Source organism: Pseudomonas sp. JC1203 (assembly GCF_056175065.1).
The window spans coordinates 39,692-62,609 of sequence record NZ_JBWCAM010000023.1 but is presented as its reverse complement, the minus strand read 5'-3'; the positions used below and the strand labels follow the sequence as shown (position 1 = coordinate 62,609).

The window sequence follows — 22,918 nt, the reverse complement described above, 5'->3', positions numbered from 1 at the left end:
CTGAAAAAAGGAAACCGGCCATTGGCCGGTTTCCTGTTGCCCCCGCGCTGGTTATTTACGCGCCGCCTCCCAGGATTTCAGCAACTGGGCATAGCTCACCGTTTCGCCCTGAGGCTTCTCGTTGGCCAGCTTCGGCTTCGGCGCGCCCGGCTGGTCAAACCAGTACTGCGCATCACGCTCGGGGTTCATGATCGGCGCACAGGTTTTCTGCGCCTTGGAGCGTTCCAGCCGGCTCATCACCGCATCCTGGTCCTTGGCCAGGCCATCCAGGGCTTCCTGGGGAGTTTTCTCGCCGCTGGCCACCTCGGCGATGTGGCTCCACCACAGCTGCGCCAGGCGCGGGTAGTCGGGCACGTTGGTGCCGGTGGGTGTCCACTGCACCCGCGCCGGGCTGCGGTAGAACTCAACCAGGCCGCCCAACTTGGGCGCAAGATCGGTCATGGCCTGGGAATTGATGTCCGACTCGCGAATAGGCGTCAGGCCGACGATGGTTTTCTTCAGCGATACCGTTTTCGAGGTCACGAACTGCGCGTAGAGCCAGGCGGCCAGGCGCTGTTTCTCCGGCGTGGAGTAGAGGAAGGTCCAGGAACCGGTGTCCTGGTAACCCAGTTTCATCCCCTCTTCCCAATACGGGCCCTTGGGCGATGGCGCCATGCGCCACTTCGGCGTGCCGTCGGCGTTCATCACCGGCAGCCCTGGCTTGGTCATGTCGGCGGTGAAGGCGGTGTACCAGAATATCTGCTGGGCGATGTTGCCCTGGGACGGCACCGGCCCGGACTCGGAGAAAGTCATGCCGGCCGCCTCCGGCGGTGCATAGGCCTTGAGCCAGTCCACATATTTTTGCGTGGCGAACACCGCCGCCGGGCCATTGGTGTCGCCGCCGCGGGTCACGCTGGAGCCCACCGGATGACAGTCCTGCACGCGTATGCCCCACTCGTCCACCGGCAGGCCATTGGGTAGGCCCTTGTCGCCCCCGCCCGCCATCGAGAACCAGGCATCGGTGAAGCGCCAGCCCAGGGACGGGTCTTTCTTGCCGTAGTCCATGTGGCCGTACACCCGTTTGCCGTCGATTTCCTTGACGTCCTGGCTGAAGAACTTGGCGATGTCCTCGTAGGCCGACCAGTTCACTGGCACGCCCAGCTCATAGCCATAGATTTGCTTGAACTTGGCCTTGAGTTCCGGCCGCTCGAACCAGTCGGCGCGGAACCAGTAAAGGTTGGCGAACTGCTGGTCGGGCAGCTGATACACCTTGCCGTCCGGCGCGGTGGTGAAGGAAATGCCGATGAAGTCCTTGATGTCCAGGGTGGGCGAGGTGAAGTTCTTGCCCTCGTTGGCCATCAGGTCGGTGATCGACTCGGTCTTGCCGTAGCGGAAGTGGGTGCCGATCAGGTCCGAGTCATTCACCCAGCCGTCGTAGATGTTCTTGTCCGACTGCATCTGCGTCTGCAGCTTTTCCACGACGTCGCCTTCCTGCAGCAGGTCGTGAGTCAACTGGATACCGGTGATCTCGGTAAACGCCTTGGCCAGGGTCTTGGATTCGTATTCGTGGGTGGTGAGGGTTTCCGACACGACGTTGATCTTCATGCCGCGAAACGGCTCGGCCGCCTTGATGAACCATTTCATCTCGGCCATCTGCTGGTCGGGCGTCAGGGTCGAGGGCTTGAACTCGCTGCCCACCCATTTTTTCGCCGCCTCTTCATAGGCATCCGCCCACGCAGCGGCACTCAAGCCACACAGCGCCAGCGCCGAAGCCAGGGCAATGCTATGTCTGAGTTTATTGTTGTTGTCGAACATAGTGACCTCCTGATTGATTATTCACGCAGCCTGCCGACCCATGTGGTCAACCCCAGCGCATCACAGCCAACAGCCACACCAGGGACAGCAGCGAGGCCACCCAGATGCTCCAGTCGGTCACGCCGATCACCAGCAGGTGCAGGTAGGCGCTGCCGAGCAGTCCGATGAAAAGCCGGTCGCCACGGGTGGTGACAATCGGCAGCCAACCACGCCGCGCCACGCCGGGGGCACGCAACTCCCACAGCGTCATGCCCAGCAGCACCAGGCCGACGGCAGTGAAAAAGGCGGCGGTGGGCAGTGTCCAGGCCATCCAGTCCATGGCGCTCTCCTCTATACCCGGCCCAGGGCGAAGCCCTTGGCCACGTGGTTGCGAACGAACCAGATCACCAGCATGCCGGGCAGGATGGTCAACACCCCGGCGGCGGCCAGTACCCCCCAGTCGATGCCCGAAGCCGATACCGTGCGGGTCATGACCGCGGCGATGGGCTTGGCGTTGACAGAGGTGAGGGTGCGCGCCAGCAGCAGCTCGACCCAGGAGAACATGAAGCAGAAAAACGCCGTGACGCCGATGCCGGAGCCAATCAGCGGCACGAAGATCTTCAAAAAGAAGCCGGGGAAGCTGTAGCCGTCTATGTAGGCGGTCTCGTCGATTTCCTTGGGCACCCCGGACATGAAACCTTCCAGGATCCACACCGCCAGCGGCACGTTGAACAGGCAGTGGGCCAGGGCCACGGCAATGTGCGTGTCGAACAGGCCAATGGAGGAATACAGCTGGAAAAACGGCAACAGGAACACGGCGGGTGGCGCCATGCGGTTGGTCAGCAACCAGAAGAACAGATGCTTGTCGCCCAGGAACCGGTAACGCGAGAAGGCGTAGGCCGCCGGCAACGCCACGGTCAGGGAAATCACCGTGTTGAGGCTCACGTACCACAACGAATTGAGGTAGCCGTTGTACCAGCTGGGGTCGGTGAAAATGACCCGGTAGTTGTTCAGGGTGAAATCCTGCGGCCACAGGGTCAGGCTGCCGAGTATTTCGCCATTGCTTTTGAAGGACATGTTCAGCAGCCAGTAGATAGGCACCAGCAGGAACAGGATGTACAGCAGCAGCGGCACCAGCTTGCGCAGTTTCATGGCCACCTCAGCGGTTGTCGTCGCCGTGGGTCATGGCGGTGTAGAACACCCATGACACCAGCAGGATGATGAGGAAATACACCAGCGAGAACGCCGCCGCCGGGCCCAGGTCGAACTGCCCCACGGCCATCTTGGTCAGGGTCTGGCTGAGGAACGTGGTGGCATTGCCGGGGCCGCCGCCGGTCAGCACGAATGGCTCGGTGTAAATCATGAAACTGTCCATGAAGCGCAGCATCACCGCGATCAACAGCACGCTTTTCATCTTCGGCAGCTGGATGTGCCGGAACACCGCCCAGGCCGAGGCGCGGTCGATGCGCGCGGCCTGGTAATACACGTCGGGTATGGCGCGCAGGCCCGAATAGCACAACAGCGCCACCAGCGAGGTCCAGTGCCACACGTCCATCACCAGCACGGTGATCCAGGCGTCGCGGGTGTTGGCCGCGTAGTTGTAGCCCACGCCCATGGCGTTCAGCGACCAGCCCAGCAAGCCGATGTCGGCGCGGCCGAAGATCTGCCAGATGGTGCCCACCACGTTCCACGGAATCAGCAGCGGGATGGCCATGACAATCAGGCACAGCGACGACGCCCGCCCCCGCGCCGGCATGGTCAGGGCGATGCCGATGCCCAGCGGAATCTCTATCAACAGCACGCACGCCGAATAGATGAACTGGCGCAGCAATGAATCGTGCAGTTGCGGGTCGCGCAGCACCTGGCGGTACCAATCGGCGCCGACGAAGTAGCGGCTGGACTGGTCGAAGATGTCCTGCAGTGAGTAGTTGACCACGGTCATCATCGGCACCACGGCGCTGAACGCCACCAGCAGAAATACCGGCAGCACCAGCCACCAGGCACGGTTGTTCTGCACTTTCATGGTGCCACCTCCACCAGGTAGTCATCGGCGTACACCATCAGCCACTGCGCCGGGAACCCGATGTGCAGGCCCGCGCCTGGCACGGCACGGTCTTCAGGCAGGCGCGCCTTGAGCTTCACGCCATTGAGCGCCAGGGTGAGGATCTTGTAGGTGCCCAGGTCCTCGACGTGCACAAGCTGCGCCGGCCACGCGCCTTCGAACGGCTCGTCCCATACCCGCACGAACTCGGGGCGGATGCCCACCTTCAGGCGCTGGTCCGGCACGTGCGCCAATTGGCGCTGCAGCCCTTCGGACAGCGGCAGGTGCACGCCGGCAAAGTCGACGCCATCGCCTGCCGCCGCAGCGTCGATGAGGTTCATGCCCGGGCTGCCGATGAAGTAGCCGACGAACGTGTGGCCAGGCCGTTCGAACAGCTCGCGCGGGGTGCCGAACTGGACGATCTGGCCGCCGTACATCACGGCGATCTTGTCGGCAAACGTGGAGGCTTCCAGCTGGTCGTGCGTGACGTAGACCATGGTGATGTTGAACTGCTCGTGAATCTGCTTGAGCTTGCGCCGCAGCTTCCACTTCAGGTGCGGGTCGATGACCGTCAGCGGCTCGTCGAAGAGAATCGCGGAAACGTCCTCGCGCACCAGGCCACGGCCCATCGACACCTTCTGCTTTTCATCGGCACTGAGGTTGCGCGCCTTCTTGTGCAGAAGCTTCTGCAGGTCCAGCACCTCGGCCACTTCCTGCACCCGCGCCTGCACGCGGGCCTCGTCCATGCCCTGGTTGCGCAGCGGGAACGCCAGGTTGTCGAACACGGTCATGGTGTCGTACACCACGGGGAACTGGAACACCTGGGCGATGTTGCGCTGCTCGGGGCTGAGGGTGTTGACCACCTTGCCATCGAACAGCACCTGGCCCTGGGACGGGCTCAACAGCCCGGAAATGATATTCAGCAGGGTCGACTTGCCGCAGCCCGAGGGGCCCAGCAAGGCATAGGCCCCGCCCTGTTCCCAGATGTGGTTCATCTCCCGTATGGCGTAGTCATCGCCACTGGCGCCGTAGCGGTGGGCCAGGTGCTGCAAGCGTATTTCGGCCATCAGGCAACCCTCGCCACGCGCAGGCCGGGGGCCTGGATCAGGCCACCGTCGGCGGCGAACACGAACAGTTTATGGGTGGGGATGTAGACCTTGATCGGCGCATCCACCTCGTAGGCATGCACGCCGGGCAGGTGCAGCACCAGGGCGAAGTGCTCGTTGCGCACGTGCAGGAAGGTCTCCGAGCCGCTGATTTCCGCCAGCTCCACGGTCACCGCCAATTCCAGGTCATCGTCATTGGAAGGCACCAGGCTCAGGTGGCTGGGGCGCACGCCAAAGCGGTACTGGCCGTCGGCGACGTTGCGCAGGTCGGCATTGCGCGGGAAGTGCACGAAGTCGGCGAAGCTCACCTCGTGGCCGGCGATGCGCCCGGGCATGAGGTTGATCGGCGGTTCGGAAAACAGCTCGGCGGCCAGCACGCTGTCGGGGTGGTGGTAGACCTGGGGCGTGGGGCCGCTCTGGATCACCCTGCCCTCGTGCAGAATGGTGGTAGTGCCGCCCAGGGCAAGCGCCTCGTTGGGCTCGGTGGTGGCGTACACGGCGATAGTGTGGCGGCTGGCGAACAGCTCGCGCATCTCCTGGCGCAATTCTTCGCGCAGCTTGTAGTCGAGGTTCACCAGCGGCTCGTCGAACAGAATCAGTTCGGCATCCTTGGCCAGCGCGCGGGCCATGGCCGTGCGCTGCTGCTGGCCGCCCGACAGCGCCAGCGGGTAGCGGGCCAGCAGATGCTCGATGCGCAGCATCTTCGCCGTGGCGTGCACGCGTTCGGTGATCTGCGCCGCAGGCATGCCCGCCAACCGCAGTGGTGAAGCGATGTTGTCGAACACCGTCAGGGTCGGGTAATTGATGAACTGCTGGTAGACCATCGACACATTGCGCTTGCGCACCGGCTGGCCCGTCACGTCCACGCCGTTCATCAACACCCGGCCACTGTCGGGGCGGTCGAGGCCGGCCATCAGCCGCATCAGGCTGGTCTTGCCGGCCAGGGTGCGGCCCAGCAGCACATTGAAGGAACCTGGCTCAAAGCTCAGGCTGGCATCGTCGAGGTACACCTGGGTGTCGACGACGCGGGTGACATGCTCCAGCACAAGTGACATGGCGCGCCCTTTTCTTATTGTTGGGGGAACAGCCCAGGCCAGCATTACAGCGAGTTTCGTGCCAGGCCCGCGTTTTGCGCCAAGTGGCTGTTTTCACAGGCACTGCCGAATCCGTCCTGCCGCTACAGTGTTCAGCACTGAACAAAAGTGAACACTATCCGCTGAACAACTGAACAGCTGCGCATTGACAACCCGGCAGGCTGAACAACACTGGAGGGACAAAAACAACAGGCCAACCGCCATGTTCACCTCCAGTGCCACCCTCACCCACGAGGCGCTGATCCAGGATTCGTGGTCCCGCTGCCGTGCGTTCGGCCTGCAACAAGGGCACGCGCCGCAGTTCGATCCGCTGTGCGGCCAGCCGTTGGCGCAGCTACTGGCTGACCAGCAAGGGCTGCTGGCGACCACTGATCAGGAAGTTCGGCCTTACTACGAAAACATCCTCGGCAACTCCAGCTGCCTGATCCGCCTGGCCGATGGCCAAGGCCGCCTGCTGCAAGCCTGGGGTGAACAACGCCTGGCCGACCTGGGCCAACGCCCCGGTTTTGCCGCCGGCGCCTGCTGGGCCGAACGCTGCGCCGGCACCAACGCCATCGGCACCGCGCTGGCCAGCTACCAGGCAGTGCACGTGGAGCATGACGAACACTTCCTCAAGGCCAACCGCTTCATGACCGGCTCGGCGGCGCCGATCTTCGACCATCGGCGCCGCACCGTGGCGGTGCTGGACGTATCCAGCGACAGCTACCTGCCACCGTCGCACACGCTGGGCATGGTGCGCATGATGGCCCAGGGCGTGGAGAACCGCCTGATCCGCGACGCCTGCGGCGACCAGCACTACCTGCTGACCTTCAACACCGGCGCCAGCAACCTCGACAGCCCCTGGGCCGGCCTGCTGGCGGTGGACAGCGCTGGGCGCATCGTGTCTGCCAACCGCCGCGCCGATACCCTGCTGGGGCAGGCGCTGCCGGGGCAGAGCCTGGAAAGCCTGTTCCAGTTGCCGTTGGCGGCCCTGCTCGGGCACCCGGCCGCCAGCCCCTTCACCTTGCTGGCCGCCGGGCGCAACCGCTTCCAGTGCCTGCTTCAGCCACCGCGCCTTGCCCTGGCAACCACCGCCCAGGCACCCGCCCGGCCCAGCGTGCCAGTACAGGCCGACGCCCGGGTGGCCAAGTGCCTGGCCATGGGCACGCGCCTGCTGGACAAGGACGTGCCGTTGTTGATCAGCGGCGAAACCGGCGTGGGCAAGGAATGGCTGGTAAAAGCCCTGCACCGCGCCAGCCAGCGCAGCGCGCAGCCGCTGGTGGCGGTCAATTGCGCGGCCATTCCCGCAGAGCTGGTGGAATCGGAGCTGTTCGGCTACGACAAGGGTGCCTTTACCGGCGCCCACCACAAGGGCAACCCTGGCCTGGTGCGCAAGGCCCACAAGGGCATTCTGTTTCTCGACGAAATTGCCGACATGCCCCTGCCCACCCAGGCACGGCTGCTGCGCGTGTTGCAAGAGCGGGCCATACAGCCGTTGGGCGCTGGCGACCCGATTGCCGTCGACATCCGGGTCATCTGCGCCAGCCACGAGGATGTACGCCTGCGCGTGCGCACCGGCGAATTTCGCCAGGACCTGTATTACCGGCTGGTGGGTACCACGCTGACCCTGCCGCCCTTGCGCGAACGCAGCGACCGGCGGCAACTGATCGACAGCCTGTGGGCAAGGTTGCGCGGCGAAGGCTGTGACGCACACTTGAGCGCAGCGGTGGTGAGCCTGCTGATGCGGCACCCGTGGCCGGGCAATATTCGCCAGCTGGAGACAGTCTTGAAGGTTGCGGCAGGCATGGCCGAAGGGCCACAGGTAGAGGTGGGCGACTTGCCCGAGGAATTTCTCGCCGATTTCTCGACGGCCAGCCAGCCCGAGCTGCCTGAAAGCCGGGACGCCGACCTGGACGAAATGCTCCAGGCCAGCGACGGCAACATCTCACAACTGGCACGGCGCCTGGGTGTCAGCCGCAACACCCTGTACAAACGCTTGCGCCAGCGCCATGGCGGCTAGGCTGGCCAGCCGCCATTAACGCCCAGGCTGTCAGTCAGCCAGGCGCCAGGTGGTGCCGCCCTTGCCGTCTTCCAGCACCACGCCCATGGTGGTCAGCTGGTCGCGGATGCGGTCCGACTCGGCCCAGTCCTTGCCGGCACGCGCCGCCAGGCGCGCGGCGATCAAGGCGTCGACCTGTGCTGCGTCAACCTTGCCTTCGGCACCGGCGCGCAGGAAGTCATCGGCTTCCAGCTGCAGCACGCCCAGCAGGCTACCCAGCTCGCGCAGGCGCGCGGCCAGGCCGGCGGCTGCGTCCAGGTCGCTGTCGCGCAGGCGGTTGATCTCGCGCACCAGGTCGAACAGCACCGCGCAGGCTTCCGGGGTGGCGAAGTCGTCGTTCATGGCGTCGGTGAAACGCGTCACGTACTCTTCGCCACCGGCGGCGGCCACGCTCGGCAAGCCCTTGAGCGCATGGTAGAACCGCTCCAGCGCGCCCTTGGACTCCTTCAGGCTCTCTTCCGAGTAGTTGATGGAGCTGCGGTAGTGGCTGGACACCAGCAGGTAGCGCACCACCTCCGGGTGGTACTTGGCCAGCACGTCGCGAATGGTGAAGTAGTTGCCCAGGGACTTGGACATTTTCTCGCCATTGATGCGGATCATGCCGCAGTGCATCCACGCGTTGGCATACTGCTGGCCGGTGGCCGCCTCGCTCTGGGCGATCTCGTTCTCGTGGTGCGGGAACTCCAGGTCGTTGCCACCACCGTGAATGTCGAAGGTGTCGCCCAGGCAGCAGGTCGACATCACCGAGCACTCGATGTGCCAGCCCGGACGGCCCGGGCCCCACGGCGACTCCCAGCTTGGCTCGCCCGGCTTCACGCCTTTCCACAGCACGAAGTCCAGCGGGTCCTGCTTGGCCTCGTCCACTTCGATGCGGGCACCGATGCGCAGGTCTTCGATCTTCTTGCGCGACAGCTTGCCGTAACCCACGAACTTGCCGACGCGGTAGTACACGTCGCCATTGCCCGGGGCGTAGGCGAAGCCCTTGTCGATCAGGGTCTGGATCATGGCGTGCATGCCGGCGATATGGTCGGTGGCACGCGGCTCCAGGTCCGGCTTGAGGATGTTCAGGCGCGCCTCATCCTCGTGCATCGCGGCGATCATGCGTTCGGTGAGGGCGTCGAAGCTTTCGCCGTTCTCCCGCGCGCGGTTGATGATCTTGTCGTCGATGTCGGTGATGTTGCGCACGTACGTCAGGTCGTAGCCGCTATGGCGCAGCCAGCGGGTCACCAGGTCGAAGGCGATCATGCTGCGGCCATGGCCAATGTGGCAGAAGTCGTACACGGTCATGCCGCACACGTACATCCGCACCTTGTTGCCGTCCAGCGGCTTGAAGACTTCCTTGCTCTTGGTGAGCGTGTTGTAGATCGATAGCACGATGATTCCTTAGCTGCCCCACGAGTCGCGCAGGGTGACAGTGCGGTTGAATACCGGACGACCAGGCTGGGTGTCTTTCAGGTCGGCGCAGAAGTAGCCTTCGCGCTCGAACTGGAAGCGGTCTTCCGGCTGTGCGTGGGCCAGCGATGGCTCCGCGCGGCAACCAGTCAGCACTTGCAGCGAATCAGGGTTGATGTTGTCCAGGAAGCTTGCGCCCTCCTCGGCCTTTTCCGGGCTTGGCGAGCGGAACAGGCGATCGTACAGGCGCACTTCGCATTCGACGCTGGCGGCGGCCGGCACCCAGTGGATCACGCCCTTGACCTTGCGGCCCTCGGGGTTCTTGCCCAGGGTGTCGGGGTCGTAGCTGCACAGCAGCTCGACGATGTTGCCGTCGGCGTCCTTGATGGCTTCATCGGCGCGAATCACGTAGCTGCCGCGCAGGCGCACTTCACCGGCAGGCTCCAGGCGCTTGTAGCCTTTTGGCGGCTCTTCCATGAAGTCGTCGCGGTCGATGTAGATTTCGCGCGCGAACGGCAGCACACGTACACCCATGTCTTCTTTCGGGTGGCGTGGCAGCTCCAGGGTTTCTTCCTGGCCTTCAGGGTAGTTGGTGATGGTGACCTTCAGCGGGCGCAGCACGCACATGGCGCGCGGGGCGTTGCGGTCCAGGTCGTCACGAATGCTGAATTCCAGCATGTTCATGTCCACCACGCCGTCGGAACGGTTGGTGCCGATCATTTCGCAGAAGTTGCGAATCGACGCGGCGGTGTAGCCACGGCGGCGGAAGCCCGACAGGGTGGACATGCGCGGGTCGTCCCAGCCATGCACGTGCTGCTCGTCGACCAGTTGCTTGAGCTTGCGCTTGCTGGTCACGGTGTAGCTCAGGTTCAGGCGGCTGAACTCGTACTGGCGCGGGTGGCTAGGCACCGGCAGGTTGTCCAGGAACCAGTCGTACAGCGGGCGATGGCCCTCGAACTCCAGGGTGCAGATGGAGTGAGTGATACCTTCGATGGCGTCGGACTGGCCATGGGTGAAGTCATAGTTGGGGTAGATGCACCACTTGTCACCGGTCTGGTGGTGGTGGGCATGGCGAATGCGGTACAGGATCGGGTCGCGCAGGTTCATGTTCGGCGACGCCATGTCGATTTTTGCACGCAGCACGCGCTCGCCGTCCTTGAACTCGCCGGCCTTCATGCGCGCGAACAGGTCCAGGTTCTCTTCCACCGAACGCTCGCGGAACGGGCTGTTCTTGCCTGGCTCGGTCAGGCTGCCGCGGTATTCGCGCGCCTGCTCGGGGGTCAGGTCGCAGACGTAGGCCTTGCCAGCCTTGATCAGCTCGACGGCCCAGTCATGCAGCTGGTCGAAATACTGCGAGGCATAGCGCACCTCGCCGGCCCATTCGAAGCCCAGCCATTTCACGTCGCGCTCGATGGCGTCGATGTATTCCTGGTCTTCCTTGGCCGGGTTGGTGTCGTCGAAGCGCAGGTGGCAGACGCCGCCCAGCTCTTTGGCCAGGCCAAAGTTCACGCAGATCGACTTGGCGTGGCCAATGTGCAGGTAGCCGTTGGGCTCCGGCGGGAAGCGGGTGACGATGCTGGCGTGCTTGCCCGAGTCCAGGTCGGCCTGCAGGATCGGCCGCAGGAAATTGGTGGGAACTACCGGCGCGCCTTTGGCGTTTGCGGCATTGGGAGCGTTATCGGCGGTGGGCTTGCTCATAGGATCCTTGAAAACGTACCTGTGGCCATGGGTAGGCCGACTAAATCAAAGCGCTTATCATAGCCGAAGCTGTCAAGTCGCTGACAGGCCAGTCTGCCGGGTTTCGCCGGCCGTCTGCGAAAAAACAGCCTCGAAATGCGTATCGCGACCTGTAAACTGCGCGTCAGGGTTATAAATGACCCGCCAAATTCTCTAAAGAAGAGCGAATCCTGAAATGTCCAAAGTAAAACTGACTACCAACTTCGGCGACATCGTGCTGCAGCTGAACGCTGACAAGGCCCCGAAAACCGTTGAAAACTTCATCGAGTACGTTAACGCTGGCCACTACGCCAACACCGTATTCCACCGCGTCATCAGCAACTTCATGATCCAGGGCGGCGGTTTCGAGCCAGGCATGAAGGAAAAGAAAGACAAGCGCCCAAGCATCCAGAACGAAGCCAACAACGGCCTCTCCAACACCAAGTACACCGTTGCCATGGCCCGCACCATGGAGCCGCATTCGGCTTCGGCGCAGTTCTTCATCAACGTCGCCGACAACACCTTCCTGAACCACAGCGCACCGACCGTGCAAGGCTGGGGCTACGCCGTGTTCGGTGAAGTGGTTGAAGGCAACGACGTGGTCGACAAGATCAAGGGCGTTTCCACCGGTTCCAAGTCGGGCCACCAGGACGTACCGGTAGAAGACGTGGTCATCGAGAAAGCCGAGATCATTGAGTGATTCTGCTGATCTCCGATCTGCACCTGCAGGAAGAACGCCCGGACATTACCCGGGCGTTTCTGGAGTTTCTCGCCGGGCGCGCGCGCTCGGCGAGCGCTCTTTATATATTGGGGGACTTTTTCGAAGCCTGGATCGGCGACGATGGCATGAGCCCCTACCAGCTTTCGATCGGCGAGGCCCTGCGCGCACTCAGCGACAGCGGCACGAAGATCTTCCTGATGCACGGCAACCGCGACTTCCTGATCGGCAAGCGCTTCTGCAAGGCGGCCGGCGCCACCCTGCTGGCAGACCCCAGCGTGGTCGATTTCTACGGTGAGCCGGTGCTGCTGATGCACGGCGACAGCCTGTGCACCCGCGATGAAGCCTACATGAAAATGCGCCGCATCCTGCGCAACCCGCTGACGCTGTTCATTCTGCGCCACCTGCCCCTGCGCACCCGCCACAAGCTGGCGCGCAAGTTGCGCAGCGAAAGCCGCGCGCAAACCCGCATGAAGGCCAACGACATTGTCGACGTGACGCCTGAAGAAGTGCCACGGATCATGGCACAGTACAAGGTCAACACCTTGATCCACGGCCACACCCACCGCCCGGCCATCCACAAGCTGCACGTGGGCGATGCGCCCGCGCGGCGGATTGTGCTGGGGGATTGGGACAAGGATGGCTGGGCGTTGCAGGTGGATGAACAGGGCATGTCGCTGGCAGCGTTTCCCTTCTCGGGTGTGTATGCCCGGGGGGGGAGCTGGCTGGCCAGCGAGCTTTTCGGGCCTCAAAAGCTCGCGGGCAAGCCAGCTCCCACAGTATTTCACGCAAGCTCCACACATTTCATACAGAGCCTGAAGGTCGGGAAGGCCGGCGCCGATATCAGTGCCCTGCCGCCTCCGGCCCTGCCTTGGCGGCGAACGGCGGCTTGGCCAGCCACACGATCAGAATCAGGCCCATGAACATCCAGCCCAGCAGCGTGAAGTAATCCACGGTGGAGAGCATGTACGCCTGCGCCTCGACGATGCCGTCCAGCTGCTGGTAGGTCTTGAGCCCTGCCCCGCCCATCTGCTGGATGGTGTGCTGGGTGGCCGGGTCGTACACCGTCACGCTTTCCGTCAGGTAGGCATGGTGCTGGTCAGCCCGGCGGATCCAGATCCAGGTGGTCAGCGAGGCGGCGAAGCTGCCGCCCAGGGTCCGCAGGAAGGTGGCCAGGCCCGAGCCGTCGGCAATCTGGTTGGGCGGCAGGTCCGACAGCAGGATGGTCAGCGTCGGCATGAAGAACAGCGCCACGCCGATACCCATGAACAGCTGCACCAGGGCCACGTGGTTGAAGTCCACTTCGTTGGTGAAGCCGGCGCGCATGAAGCAACTGGTGCCGATGGCCAGGAACGCCAGCCCCGCCAGAATCCGCAGGTCGAACCTGGTGGCGTACTTGCCCACGAACGGCGACATCAATACCGGCAATATGCCCAGCGGTGCCACCGCAAGCCCCGCCCAGGTGGCCGTGTAGCCCAGCTGCGTCTGCAGCCACTGCGGCAGGATCAGGTTGATGCCGAAGAAGCCCGCGTACCCCAGGATCAACACAATGGTGCCGAACCGGAAGTTTCGGTACTTGAACAGCTTCAGGTTCACCACCGGGTGCTCGTCGGTCAGCTCCCAGATGACGAAGAACGCCAGGGCAATGGCCGATATGACCGAGCCGATAATGATGAAGTTGGACTCGAACCAGTCAGCGTCGTTGCCCTTGTCGAGCACGATCTGCAAGGCGCCCACACCAATGATCAGGGCAATCAGGCCCACGTAGTCCATGGGCTGGCGGCTGGTGACCACCGGGCGTGCGGCCAGCTGCTGGCGCACCACCAGGCAGGCGAAGATACCGATCGGCACGTTGATGAAGAAAATCCACGGCCAGCTGTAGCTGTCGGTAATCCAGCCACCCAGAATCGGCCCGGCAATCGGGGCCACCACCGTCACCATGGCCAGCAGTGCCAATGCCATCCCCCTTTTCGCCGGGGGGTACACCGCAATCAACAGCGTCTGGGTCATGGGGTACAGCGGCCCTGCCACCACGCCCTGCAGCACGCGGAAGCCCACCAGCTCAGGCATCGAGGTGGAAATACCACACAGGAACGAGGCCAGCACGAACAGGATGGTGGCCCACAGGAACAGCTTTACCTCGCCGAAGCGGCGGCTCAACCAGCCGGTCAGCGGCAAGGCGATGGCATTGCTCACGGCAAACGAGGTGATCACCCAGGTGCCCTGCTCGGAGCTGACCCCAAGGTTGCCGGAAATGGTCGGCAGCGCCACGTTGGCGATGGTGGTGTCGAGCACCTGCATGAAGGTCGCCAGCGACAGGCCGATGGTGCTGAGCAGCAGGCTGGGCGGCTTGAAGGAAGCGTTACTCATCGCAAATCCCTGGAAGTTGGAGGCGTACAGGCCCCGCGCGAGCGCACGGGGCCTGTGGATCGGCGAATCAGCGTTGGGCGGTGTTGCCGGTGCCGACGCTGTTGTCGTGGATCAGGCGGGTGATCATGTCATCGGCCTCACCCAGTTGGCGGTCGTACACCTGGGTGCTGAACGAGGCCTTTTGTGGCGGCTGCTGGGCCAGCACCGGGCCGCTCTGGTCGTGCAGGTTGACGTCGACCACGGTGGACAGGCCAATGCGCAGCGGGTGGTTTTTCAGCTCGTCGGGGTTCAGGTGGATACGCACCGGCACGCGCTGGACAATCTTGATCCAGTTGCCGGTGGCGTTCTGCGCCGGCAACAGGGCGAAAGCGCTGCCGGTGCCGGCGCCCAGGCTGTCGACGGTGCCGCTGTACTTGACGTCGCTGCCGTACAGGTCGGCGGTGATGTCCACCGGCTGGCCGATGCGCATCTTGCTCAGTTGGGTTTCCTTGAAGTTGGCGTCGATCCAGATCTGGTCCAGCGGGATCACGGCCATGGTCGCGGTGCCCGGCTGAATGCGCTGGCCCAGTTGCACGGTACGCTTGGCGACGTAGCCAGTCACCGGCGCGATCAGCGTGGTCCGGGCGTTGGCCAGGTACGCCTGGCGCAGCTGCGCGGCGGCAGCCATCACGTCTGGGTGGGTGGCCACGGTGGTGTCATCCACCAGCGCGGTGTTGCTTTTCAGGCCCTGCTGGGCGTTGACGACAGCGGCCTGGGCAGCATTGAGGTCGTCACGGGCGTGGCTCAGTTCTTCCTGCGAGATAGCCCCGCCGGCGGCCAGGGTACGACGACGGTCGTAGTTGTCCTGGGCCTTTTTCAGGTCGGTCTGGCGCGACAGCAACTGCGCCTTGGCGCCATCGACGTTGCTGTACAGCCCGCGCACCTGGCGCACGGCCTTGGCGAGGTTGGCCTGGGCGCTTTGCAGGTTGACCTTGGCGTCTGCCGGGTCGAACTCCAGCAGCACCTGGCCTGCGTGCACCAGGTCGCCGTCGTCGGCGCCGATGCTGGTGACGGTGCCGGTGACCAGCGGGGTGATTTCCACCACGTTGCCGTTCACGTAGGCGTCGTCGGTGCTCTCGCTCCAACGGCCATACACCTCGTACCAGCCCCAGGTACCCAGGCCGCCGAGGATCACCAGCAACAGCAGAATGAACAGCATCACCTTACGCTTGCGCGGGTTGCCAGCGTTGGGTTGTTCCGTTGCCGGAGCCTGGTCCTGCGAATTTGTAGCGGAGGCAGTAGCCATGACAGTTACCTTGCTTATTCAGTCTGCGTTGCGTGTGCGGGAGGGGTGGCGGCCTGGGCGACGTTGTCACCCGGGTAACCGCCGCCCAGGGCTTGCATCAACTGGATCGACAGGTCGATCTGTTCGGCGTTGAGGCTGGCCAGTTGTCGTTGTGCCTGCAGCAGTTGCTGCTCGATGGTCAGCACGTCCACGTAGTTGCCGACGCCTGAACCGTAACGAAGGGTGCCGGTATCGAAGGACTGCTTGGCGATGTTGGCCGCGCGTTCCTGGGCCTTGATCTGCAGGTCGATGGCGTGCAACTGGTTGATGGTGTCGCTGACGTCGCCAAGGGCCTTCACCAGGCTCTTGTTGTACTGCGCCACCGCTAGGTCGTAGTCGGCGTCGCGGGCATCAAGGTCGGCGCGCAGGCGGCCACCGTCGAAGATCGGCAGCGATACCGTCGGTGAAATGCTCAGCAGGCGGCTGGCGCCACCGAACAGCGAGTCACCCAGCAGCGACTGGGTGCCCGCCGCGGCGCTGAGGTTGAGGTTGGGGTAGAAGCGGGTCTTGCCGGCCGCTACGTCCTTGCTCGCAGCCTCGACGCGCCAGCGCGCGGCCACCAGGTCCGGGCGGCGGCCCAGCAGTTCGGCGGGCAGTACCGATGGCAGGGCCACGGCGCTGGCCTGCAATACTTTTGGCCGGGCGATTTCGTCGGCGCGGTCCGGGCCCTTGCCCAGCAACACTGCCAGGGCGATGCGTGCACTTTGCAGGCGTTTCTTGGCGTCTTCGGCCGAGGCCTGGGAGCTGGCAGCCAGGCTCTCGGTCTGCTGGAACTGGTAGTCGCTGTCGATGCCGGCTTTCAGGCGGCGCTGGCCCAGGTTCAACATCTGCTGGGTGCGCTTGAGGTCGTCCTGGGCCAGGTCGTCCATGATGTAGGCCTGGCCCAGGTCGCTGTAGGCACGGGCGACATCGGCGGCCAGGGTGAGCCCGGCGGCCTGGCGGTCGACTTCGGCGGCGCGGGCCTGGCCAAGTGCAGCTTCCCAGGCATCACGCTGGCCGCCCCACAGGTCGAAGCTGTAGTTGAACGACAGTTGCGCCTCGCGCACGGTGGCGTACAGGCCACCCACGCCCTGCGGGTCCTGCACCTTGGGCAGGCGCTCGCGCAGCAGGCCGCCCGAGGCGTCCAGGGTCGGCATGCGCGCAGCGTCTGCGGCCAGGGCGGCGGCAGTGGCCTGGTGGGCACGGGCCGCCGCTACCTGCATGTCGGGGCTGTCGCGCAGGGCTTCGCGAATCAGGCCGTCCAGTTGCTCGTCGCCCAGGCTTTTCCACCAGTCGGCTTTCGGCCAGGCGGCAGGCGACAGGGTCACGCCTTTCAGCGTGCCATCGGCCTGCAGGGTTTTCGCGTCGGTGGCCACGCCCGAGGTATTCAGGCCATGAAAATTGGCACAGCCGGCCAGGCTCATGGCCAGGAACACCAGACTGAACCGGTTGCGTAAGGACTTGCCGCTCATTTTGCACCTACTCGCAAGGCGGTGAGGGTGTCCCCGGCCGCCAGCAATACTTTGGTTAAGATTCGTTCCAGGTCCGCCAGTTCGGTCGGTTCCAGCACCCCGACCAGGTCGTTCATCGCATCGGCACCGATGTGCGGCATGCGCTCTGCCAGGGAATGCCCCTCGGCGGTGAGCGCCAGCCGGATCTGCCGCCGATCGGTGGCGCAACGCTTGCGCGTAACCAGGTTTTTCTGTTCCAGGCGGTCGAGCATGCGGGTCATCGAGCCACTGTCCAGGGACAGGTAGCGGCACAGCTCCGCTGGTGTATCGACCTTGTACATGTCGATGAAAATCAACACCTTGAACTGCGCCGAGGTCACGCCTTCGGGCACCAGGTGGGTGTCCAGGATACGGTCCTTGACCTGCGATGCACGGCCCAGCAGCAGGCCGATGGTGCAGCGCTGGAAGTTTTCCGGGGTGAAGTGTTTCATCAAGAAGCCTGCCTAGGCAGTAATTTATACAAGATGTTACTGCCTAGGCAGCTAATGTCAAATAAATTTATTAGCTTGCTTAGTATTTGGACGACAAACGGGCGGGAAAGTTTAGGCGGGGATGTTCGCGCGTATTGGCGTAGCCGCTGCCTGGCGGCAGCGGCTACAGGAGGGGTCAGGCGAAGGCAGGCACGCCGCTGTGGAAGCGGAACTCGGGGTCAGGGCTGAGAATCAGCTCGGCCTCGACGGCGCGCACCTTCTCGATGGTCTTGGCAATGTCCTTGGCCTCACCGTAGTGATGCGCCAGCTTCAGGTAGCCCTGATAGTGCCGCGCCTCGCTTTTCAGCAGGCCGTGGTAGAAGGTGCCCAACTCTTCATCCAGGTGCGGCACCAGCGCCTCGAACCGCTCGCAACTGCGCGCCTCGATGAACGCGCCCACCACCAGCGTGTCCACCAGCTTCACCGGCTCATGGCTGCGCACCACCTTGCGCAGGCCCGAGGCGTAGCGCCCGGCGTTCAGCGGCCGCAGTTCGACGTTGCGGCGCTTCATCAGGCGGATCACCTGTTCATGGTGCACCAGCTCTTCACGGGCCAGGCGCGACATGAAGTTGATCAGGTCGGCGTGAGTGCAGTACTTGGCAATCAGGCTCAACGCGGTGCTGGCGGCCTTGAACTCGCAGTTCTTGTGGTCCACCAGCATGGTTTCCTGGTTCACCAGGGCTGCGTCGACCCACGCCTGCGGCGTCCTGCAACCGAGGAACTCATGGATTTCAGACAGCATGTTCAACTCCTGGCGGCGGGGCAAAAGCCGGCGATTATACGGACCCCACGGCAGATCGCCAGCCGCTATGCTTGAGAGAGGTCAATAGGCCCGGCGGGCGGCTGTCTATAGTAGACGCATGCACCTGTCCCTACCCGCCCCTACCTGCCCGGGAGCACCGTCATGCAAACCATTCGTAGCCTGCTGGTGGTATTGGACCCAGAACACGCCCACAGCCAGGCACTGACCCGCGCCAAGCTGATCGCCGGCGTCACCCAGGCGCACCTGCACCTGTTGATGTGCGACCATCACCAGGACCATAGCGCCCTGCTGACCCTGCTCAAGAGCCAGCTGCACGACGACGGTTTCAGCGCCACCGCCGAGCAGGCCTGGGAAGGCAACCTGGAAAAAACCATCATCAAGGTGCAGCAGACGGAAGGCTGCGGCCTGGTGATCAAGCAACACCGCCACGAAAGCGCGCTGAAACGCTTCCTGCTCACCCCCAGCGACTGGAAGCTGCTGCGCCACTGCCCATGCGCCGTGCTGATGGTGAAAAGCGAGCGGCCCTGGACCCACGGCGTGATTCTGGCGGCAGTGGACGTGGGCAATGCCGACGGCGAACACCGGCATCTGCACGCGAACATCATCGAACATGGCTTCGACATCGCCCGCCTGGCCAAGGGCGACCTGCACGTGATAGCCGCCCACCCCTCACCCATGCTGTCGGCCAAGGACCCGGCGTTCCAGCTCAAGGAAACCATCGAGGCGCGCTACCGCGAGCAGTGCGCGGCGTTCCAGGCCGAATTCGACATCGACGACTCACACCTGCACATCGCCGAAGGGCCTGCGGACGTGCTGATCCCCTTCACCGCGCAGAAGCTCAACGCCGCCGTGACCGTGATCGGCACCGTGGCGCGCACGGGGGTGTCGGGGGCGTTGATCGGCAATACCGCGGAAGTGGTGCTGGATGCGCTGGAGAGTGACGTGCTGGTGCTCAAGACCGACGAGATCATCGCGCACCTGGAAGAATTGGCGCGCGGTTAGTTTGTGTGGGAGCTGGCTTGCCAGCGAGTTTTTGAGGCCCTCAAAGCTCGCTGGCAAGCCAGCTCCCAGAGGCCCTCAAGCCTCGGGAAACGCGTCCTGCAAAAAACCGGGCGCTATGTAGCGCTCGTAATGCGCCTCCGACAGCAGGAAAAATTCCCGATCAATGGCATCGCGCAGTTCCGGCAGCTCCCAGTCGCGAAATTCCGGCAGCAGGACCATGCCGTAGGCCTCCAGCTGGTTGATGACCCGCGCGCCACGGGCGATCAGCTGGTAGGCCCAGCAGTACTCTGACTGGTTTGGCACAAAACGGATCTTGCGTTGCTCCAGCTGAAGGCGCAGCTTGTCCTTGTCGAAGACTTCGAGCTTGGCCACCATCACTTGCACCAGCAACTGCTCCAGGCGCAGCCACACGGCGCGCTTGGCGTCGTCGTCGTAGCCGTTCCAGTGGATCACTTCATGGTGGAAACGCTTGCAGCCGCGGCACACAAGATCCCCGTAAACCGTGGAGCACAGGCCTACACAGGGGGTCTTGATGGACTGATTGGACATGGGCCGGCAACGCTTTTACAAAGGAGACAGGCGGCCATGTTAGCCCTTTGTCTAAGGATGATCACCCCTGAAGTGGTAGGGCTTAACTTACCTTTCTTGTTTTTTTGCCGTAGAATCACGCTGCCTTTTTAGGCACCAATGTCCGCTAGAAGCTGTTTTCAAAGCGTCACGAGCACAGTTATCCGACAGAACGGCGTTGGCGCAGGTATTCACAGGCATGAATACCTGGCGCCAGCCCTCATCAGCTCCCCGTTCTGGAGGCGTAAAACTTTGAAAGCAGCTTCTACAAGGAATTTCTGCAGCCCCGGCTAGACGGCTCTAAAAGCCGTGCGGCGCATGGGCGCAGAAGTGACTGGATGAGCGTCCCGGACAGGGACCACTGATGAGGGTAATAACTGTGCTTGAAGCCTACCGCAAACACATCGAAGAGCGTGCCGCCCAGGGTATCGTGCCCCAGCCGCTTAACGCCGAACAAACAGCCGGCCTGGTCGAGCTGTTGAAGAATCCTCCGGCTGGCGAAGAAGCCGTCCTTGTCGACCTGATCACCAACCGCGTTCCGCCAGGCGTGGACGAAGCGGCCTACGTGAAGGCCGGTTTCCTCTCCGCCATCGCCAAGGGCGAAGCCACCTCCCCGCTGATCGACAAGAAACGTGCCGTCGAACTGCTGGGCACCATGCAGGGCGGCTACAACATCGCCACCATGGTTGAACTGCTGGACAGCGCCGAGCTGGCCGCTGTTGCCGCCGAACAGCTCAAGCACACCCTGCTGATGTTCGACGCCTTCCACGACGTGGCTGAAAAAGCCAAGAACGGCAATGCTCACGCCCAAGGCGTGCTGCAATCGTGGGCCGACGGCGAGTGGTTCAAGAAGCGTCCGGTGCTGGCCGACAAGATCAGCCTGCGCGTGTTCAAGGTCACCGGCGAAACCAACACCGACGACCTGTCCCCTGCCCCCGACGCCTGGTCGCGCCCTGACATCCCGCTGCACGCCCTGGCCATGCTGAAAATGGCCCGCGACGGCATCGTGCCGGACGTGCAAGGCTCCATCGGCCCGATGAAGCAAATCGAGCAGATGCGTGGCGAAGGCTTCCCTATCGCCTACGTCGGTGACGTGGTGGGTACCGGTTCGTCGCGTAAATCGGCGACCAACTCGGTGCTGTGGTTCTTCGGCGACGACATCCCGTACGTGCCGAACAAGCGCGCCGGTGGTTTCTGCTTCGGCTCGAAAATTGCCCCGATCTTCTACAACACCATGGAAGACGCCGGCGCCCTGCCGATCGAATTCGATGTCTCGAACATCAACATGGGCGACGTGATCGACCTGTACCCGCACGCTGGCAAGGTTTGCAAGCACGGTACCGACGAAGTCATCACCACCTTCGAAATGAAGACCCCGGTGCTGTTGGACGAAGTCCGCGCCGGCGGCCGTATCCCGCTGATCGTCGGCCGTGGCCTGACCGAAAAAGCGCGCGCCGAGCTGGGCCTGGGCCCAACCGACCTGTTCAAGCTGCCGGAAGCACCGGTCGACACTGGCAAGGGCTTCACCCTGGCACAGAAAATGGTCGGCAAGGCCTGCGGCCTGCCAGTAGGCAAGGGCGTTCGTCCTGGCACCTACTGCGAACCGAAAATGACCACCGTGGGTTCGCAAGACACCACCGGCCCGATGACCCGCGACGAGCTGAAAGACCTGGCGTGCCTGGGCTTCTCCGCTGACCTGGTCATGCAGTCGTTCTGCCACACCGCTGCCTATCCGAAGCCGATCGACGTGGTTACCCACCACACCCTGCCGGACTTCATCCGCACCCGCGGCGGCGTGTCCCTGCGCCCAGGCGACGGCATCATCCACAGCTGGCTGAACCGCATGCTGCTGCCGGACACCGTCGGTACCGGTGGTGACTCGCACACCCGCTTCCCTATCGGCATCTCGTTCCCGGCAGGTTCGGGCCTGGTCGCCTTCGCCGCAGCCACCGGCGTCATGCCGCTGGACATGCCGGAGTCGGTACTGGTGCGCTTCAAGGGCAAGCTGCAACCGGGCATCACCCTGCGTGACCTGGTACATGCCATCCCTTACTACGGCATCCAGAAAGGCCTGCTGACCGTCGAGAAGAAAGGCAAGATCAACGCCTTCTCGGGTCGTATCCTGGAAATCGAAGGCCTGGACGAGCTGACTGTTGAACAGGCATTCGAACTGTCCGACGCCTCGGCCGAGCGCTCCGCCGCCGGTTGCACCATCAAGCTGCCGGAAAAGGCCATCGCCGAGTACCTGAAGTCGAACATCACCCTGCTGCGCTGGATGATCAGCGAAGGCTACGGCGATGCGCGCACCATGGAACGCCGCGCCCAGGCGATGGAAGCCTGGCTGGCCAACCCTGAACTGCTGACCGCCGATGCCGACGCCGAATACGCCGAAATCATCGAAATCGACCTGGCCGACGTCAAGGAGCCAGTCCTCTGCGCCCCTAACGACCCGGACGACGCTCGCCTGCTGTCCACCGTTCAAGGCCAGAAGATCGACGAAGTGTTCATCGGTTCGTGCATGACCAACATCGGTCACTTCCGCGCTGCCGGCAAGCTGCTGGACCAGGTGAAAGGCCAACTGCCGACCCGCCTGTGGCTGTCGCCGCCGACCAAGATGGACGCCCACCAGCTGACCGAGGAAGGCTACTACGGCATCTACGGCAAGGCTGGCGCGCGCATGGAAATGCCAGGCTGCTCGCTGTGCATGGGTAACCAGGCACGCGTTGAGCCGAACAGCACCGTGGTGTCGACTTCCACCCGTAACTTCCCGAACCGTCTGGGCGATGGCGCCAACGTGTTCCTGGCCTCCGCCGAACTGGCTGCCGTTGCCTCTATCCTGGGCAAGCTGCCAACCGTCGAGGAGTACATGGAGTACGCGAAGAACATCGACAGCATGGCTGCCGACGTTTACCGCTACCTGAGCTTCGACCAGATCGCCGAATTCCGCGAGGCTGCTGCCAGCGCGAATATTCCGGTGGTTCAGGCCTAAGCCCGACCGGCAATAAAAAAACCCCGTCCTGGTGACGGGGTTTTTTATTGCCGCAAGGTTGGCCG

The 22,918-nt window shown here is 63.5% G+C and carries 18 protein-coding genes and 1 pseudogene; 5 read left to right on the top strand and 14 right to left on the bottom strand.

Features of this window, described 5'->3' with window-relative positions:
• Positions 1-51 precede the first annotated feature (51 nt).
• The 6 genes from AC0SZ7_RS27215 to AC0SZ7_RS27190 are packed head-to-tail and all read right to left on the bottom strand — an operon-like array spanning position 52 to position 5,975.
• Positions 52-1,794, bottom strand: a complete 1,743-nt coding sequence (locus AC0SZ7_RS27215; protein ID WP_475507276.1) for an ABC transporter substrate-binding protein — start codon at positions 1,792-1,794, stop codon at positions 52-54.
• A gap of 46 nt (positions 1,795-1,840) precedes the next feature.
• The gene (locus AC0SZ7_RS27210) at positions 1,841-2,113 is read right to left on the bottom strand and encodes a DUF2160 domain-containing protein (protein ID WP_475507275.1); all 273 of its coding nucleotides are present in this window, start codon (positions 2,111-2,113) and stop codon (positions 1,841-1,843) included.
• Positions 2,114-2,124: 11 nt separating this feature from the next.
• Complete coding sequence (locus AC0SZ7_RS27205; RefSeq protein ID WP_475507274.1) at positions 2,125-2,925, bottom strand: carbohydrate ABC transporter permease; 801 nt, start codon at positions 2,923-2,925, stop codon at positions 2,125-2,127.
• A 7-nt stretch (positions 2,926-2,932) separates the two neighbouring features.
• The gene (locus tag AC0SZ7_RS27200; protein ID WP_475507273.1) at positions 2,933-3,796 is read right to left on the bottom strand and encodes a carbohydrate ABC transporter permease; all 864 of its coding nucleotides are present in this window, start codon (positions 3,794-3,796) and stop codon (positions 2,933-2,935) included.
• Positions 3,793-4,881, bottom strand: a complete 1,089-nt coding sequence (locus AC0SZ7_RS27195; RefSeq protein WP_475507272.1) for an ABC transporter ATP-binding protein — start codon at positions 4,879-4,881, stop codon at positions 3,793-3,795. The genes AC0SZ7_RS27200 and AC0SZ7_RS27195 overlap by 4 nt, the downstream gene beginning before the upstream one ends.
• Positions 4,881-5,975 carry an ABC transporter ATP-binding protein gene (locus tag AC0SZ7_RS27190; RefSeq protein WP_475507271.1) on the bottom strand — a complete coding sequence of 365 codons (1,095 nt, stop codon included), beginning with the start codon at positions 5,973-5,975 and terminating at the stop codon, positions 4,881-4,883. The genes AC0SZ7_RS27195 and AC0SZ7_RS27190 overlap by 1 nt, the downstream gene beginning before the upstream one ends.
• Before the next feature lie 241 nt (positions 5,976-6,216).
• Between AC0SZ7_RS27190 and AC0SZ7_RS27185 the strand changes: the two genes are divergently transcribed.
• Positions 6,217-8,013, top strand: coding sequence for a sigma-54-dependent Fis family transcriptional regulator (locus AC0SZ7_RS27185; protein WP_475507270.1), 1,797 nt, complete (start codon positions 6,217-6,219; stop codon positions 8,011-8,013).
• 30 nt (positions 8,014-8,043) lie between these two features.
• Here AC0SZ7_RS27185 and cysS read toward each other — a convergent pair whose 3' ends face one another.
• Both cysS and AC0SZ7_RS27175 read right to left on the bottom strand, forming a co-directional pair.
• Positions 8,044-9,426, bottom strand: coding sequence for a cysteine--tRNA ligase (gene cysS / locus AC0SZ7_RS27180; protein ID WP_475507269.1), 1,383 nt, complete (start codon positions 9,424-9,426; stop codon positions 8,044-8,046).
• Positions 9,427-9,435: 9 nt separating this feature from the next.
• On the bottom strand, positions 9,436-11,142 hold the full coding sequence (locus AC0SZ7_RS27175) for a glutamine--tRNA ligase/YqeY domain fusion protein (protein ID WP_475507268.1): 1,707 nt from the start codon (positions 11,140-11,142) through the stop codon (positions 9,436-9,438).
• 214 nt (positions 11,143-11,356) lie between these two features.
• On the opposite strand from AC0SZ7_RS27175, the gene AC0SZ7_RS27170 reads away from it, so the two are divergent.
• Entirely contained in the window at positions 11,357-11,860 is a 504-nt protein-coding gene (locus tag AC0SZ7_RS27170; RefSeq protein ID WP_475507267.1) for a peptidylprolyl isomerase, read from the top strand.
• A pseudogene (lpxH, locus tag AC0SZ7_RS27165) lies at positions 11,857-12,576 on the top strand (UDP-2,3-diacylglucosamine diphosphatase); the annotation flags it as partial. The gene AC0SZ7_RS27170 and the pseudogene lpxH, both read left to right, overlap by 4 nt.
• Before the next feature lie 145 nt (positions 12,577-12,721).
• Here the strand turns inward: lpxH and AC0SZ7_RS27160 are convergent.
• The 5 genes from AC0SZ7_RS27160 to AC0SZ7_RS27140 form a co-directional block, all read right to left on the bottom strand.
• A complete protein-coding gene (locus AC0SZ7_RS27160; protein WP_475507266.1) occupies positions 12,722-14,248 on the bottom strand; it encodes a DHA2 family efflux MFS transporter permease subunit in 1,527 nt (508 codons plus the stop codon).
• 67 nt (positions 14,249-14,315) lie between these two features.
• Positions 14,316-15,533 carry an EmrA/EmrK family multidrug efflux transporter periplasmic adaptor subunit gene (locus tag AC0SZ7_RS27155; protein WP_475507265.1) on the bottom strand — a complete coding sequence of 406 codons (1,218 nt, stop codon included), beginning with the start codon at positions 15,531-15,533 and terminating at the stop codon, positions 14,316-14,318.
• A gap of 14 nt (positions 15,534-15,547) precedes the next feature.
• Positions 15,548-17,023, bottom strand: a complete 1,476-nt coding sequence (locus AC0SZ7_RS27150; RefSeq protein WP_475507264.1) for an efflux transporter outer membrane subunit — start codon at positions 17,021-17,023, stop codon at positions 15,548-15,550.
• Positions 17,020-17,493, bottom strand: coding sequence for a MarR family winged helix-turn-helix transcriptional regulator (locus tag AC0SZ7_RS27145; RefSeq protein ID WP_475507263.1), 474 nt, complete (start codon positions 17,491-17,493; stop codon positions 17,020-17,022). Before AC0SZ7_RS27145 ends, AC0SZ7_RS27150 begins: the two co-directional genes overlap by 4 nt.
• Before the next feature lie 175 nt (positions 17,494-17,668).
• Positions 17,669-18,274: a MiaE family protein gene (locus AC0SZ7_RS27140; RefSeq protein ID WP_475507262.1), complete on the bottom strand. Its 606-nt coding sequence runs from the start codon at positions 18,272-18,274 to the stop codon at positions 17,669-17,671.
• Between the two features lie 162 nt (positions 18,275-18,436).
• Here AC0SZ7_RS27140 and AC0SZ7_RS27135 point away from each other — a divergent pair, with 162 nt between their 5' ends.
• Positions 18,437-19,297: a universal stress protein gene (locus tag AC0SZ7_RS27135; protein WP_475507261.1), complete on the top strand. Its 861-nt coding sequence runs from the start codon at positions 18,437-18,439 to the stop codon at positions 19,295-19,297.
• A 75-nt stretch (positions 19,298-19,372) separates the two neighbouring features.
• On the opposite strand, the gene AC0SZ7_RS27130 is transcribed toward AC0SZ7_RS27135, so the two are convergent.
• Positions 19,373-19,846 carry a DUF1289 domain-containing protein gene (locus AC0SZ7_RS27130; RefSeq protein WP_416425845.1) on the bottom strand — a complete coding sequence of 158 codons (474 nt, stop codon included), beginning with the start codon at positions 19,844-19,846 and terminating at the stop codon, positions 19,373-19,375.
• A gap of 397 nt (positions 19,847-20,243) precedes the next feature.
• Between AC0SZ7_RS27130 and acnB the strand changes: the two genes are divergently transcribed.
• Positions 20,244-22,853, top strand: a complete 2,610-nt coding sequence (gene acnB, locus AC0SZ7_RS27125) for a bifunctional aconitate hydratase 2/2-methylisocitrate dehydratase (protein WP_455923657.1) — start codon at positions 20,244-20,246, stop codon at positions 22,851-22,853.
• Positions 22,854-22,918 lie beyond the last annotated feature (65 nt).

Coding starts and splice junctions, on each gene's coding strand:
- AC0SZ7_RS27205 (WP_475507274.1), bottom strand. CDS start 2,925: ATGAAACTGCGCAAGCTGGTGCCGCTGCTGCTGTACATCCTGTTCCTG.
- AC0SZ7_RS27135 (WP_475507261.1), top strand. CDS start 18,437: ATGCAAACCATTCGTAGCCTGCTGGTGGTATTGGACCCAGAACACGCC.
- AC0SZ7_RS27200 (WP_475507273.1), bottom strand. CDS start 3,796: ATGAAAGTGCAGAACAACCGTGCCTGGTGGCTGGTGCTGCCGGTATTT.
- AC0SZ7_RS27145 (WP_475507263.1), bottom strand. CDS start 17,493: ATGAAACACTTCACCCCGGAAAACTTCCAGCGCTGCACCATCGGCCTG.
- AC0SZ7_RS27185 (WP_475507270.1), top strand. CDS start 6,217: ATGTTCACCTCCAGTGCCACCCTCACCCACGAGGCGCTGATCCAGGAT.
- AC0SZ7_RS27130 (WP_416425845.1), bottom strand. CDS start 19,846: ATGTCCAATCAGTCCATCAAGACCCCCTGTGTAGGCCTGTGCTCCACG.
- AC0SZ7_RS27210 (WP_475507275.1), bottom strand. CDS start 2,113: ATGGACTGGATGGCCTGGACACTGCCCACCGCCGCCTTTTTCACTGCC.
- AC0SZ7_RS27140 (WP_475507262.1), bottom strand. CDS start 18,274: ATGCTGTCTGAAATCCATGAGTTCCTCGGTTGCAGGACGCCGCAGGCG.
- AC0SZ7_RS27150 (WP_475507264.1), bottom strand. CDS start 17,023: ATGAGCGGCAAGTCCTTACGCAACCGGTTCAGTCTGGTGTTCCTGGCC.
- AC0SZ7_RS27175 (WP_475507268.1), bottom strand. CDS start 11,142: ATGAGCAAGCCCACCGCCGATAACGCTCCCAATGCCGCAAACGCCAAA.
- AC0SZ7_RS27170 (WP_475507267.1), top strand. CDS start 11,357: ATGTCCAAAGTAAAACTGACTACCAACTTCGGCGACATCGTGCTGCAG.
- AC0SZ7_RS27195 (WP_475507272.1), bottom strand. CDS start 4,881: ATGGCCGAAATACGCTTGCAGCACCTGGCCCACCGCTACGGCGCCAGT.
- AC0SZ7_RS27155 (WP_475507265.1), bottom strand. CDS start 15,533: ATGGCTACTGCCTCCGCTACAAATTCGCAGGACCAGGCTCCGGCAACG.
- AC0SZ7_RS27190 (WP_475507271.1), bottom strand. CDS start 5,975: ATGTCACTTGTGCTGGAGCATGTCACCCGCGTCGTCGACACCCAGGTG.
- AC0SZ7_RS27160 (WP_475507266.1), bottom strand. CDS start 14,248: ATGAGTAACGCTTCCTTCAAGCCGCCCAGCCTGCTGCTCAGCACCATC.
- AC0SZ7_RS27215 (WP_475507276.1), bottom strand. CDS start 1,794: ATGTTCGACAACAACAATAAACTCAGACATAGCATTGCCCTGGCTTCG.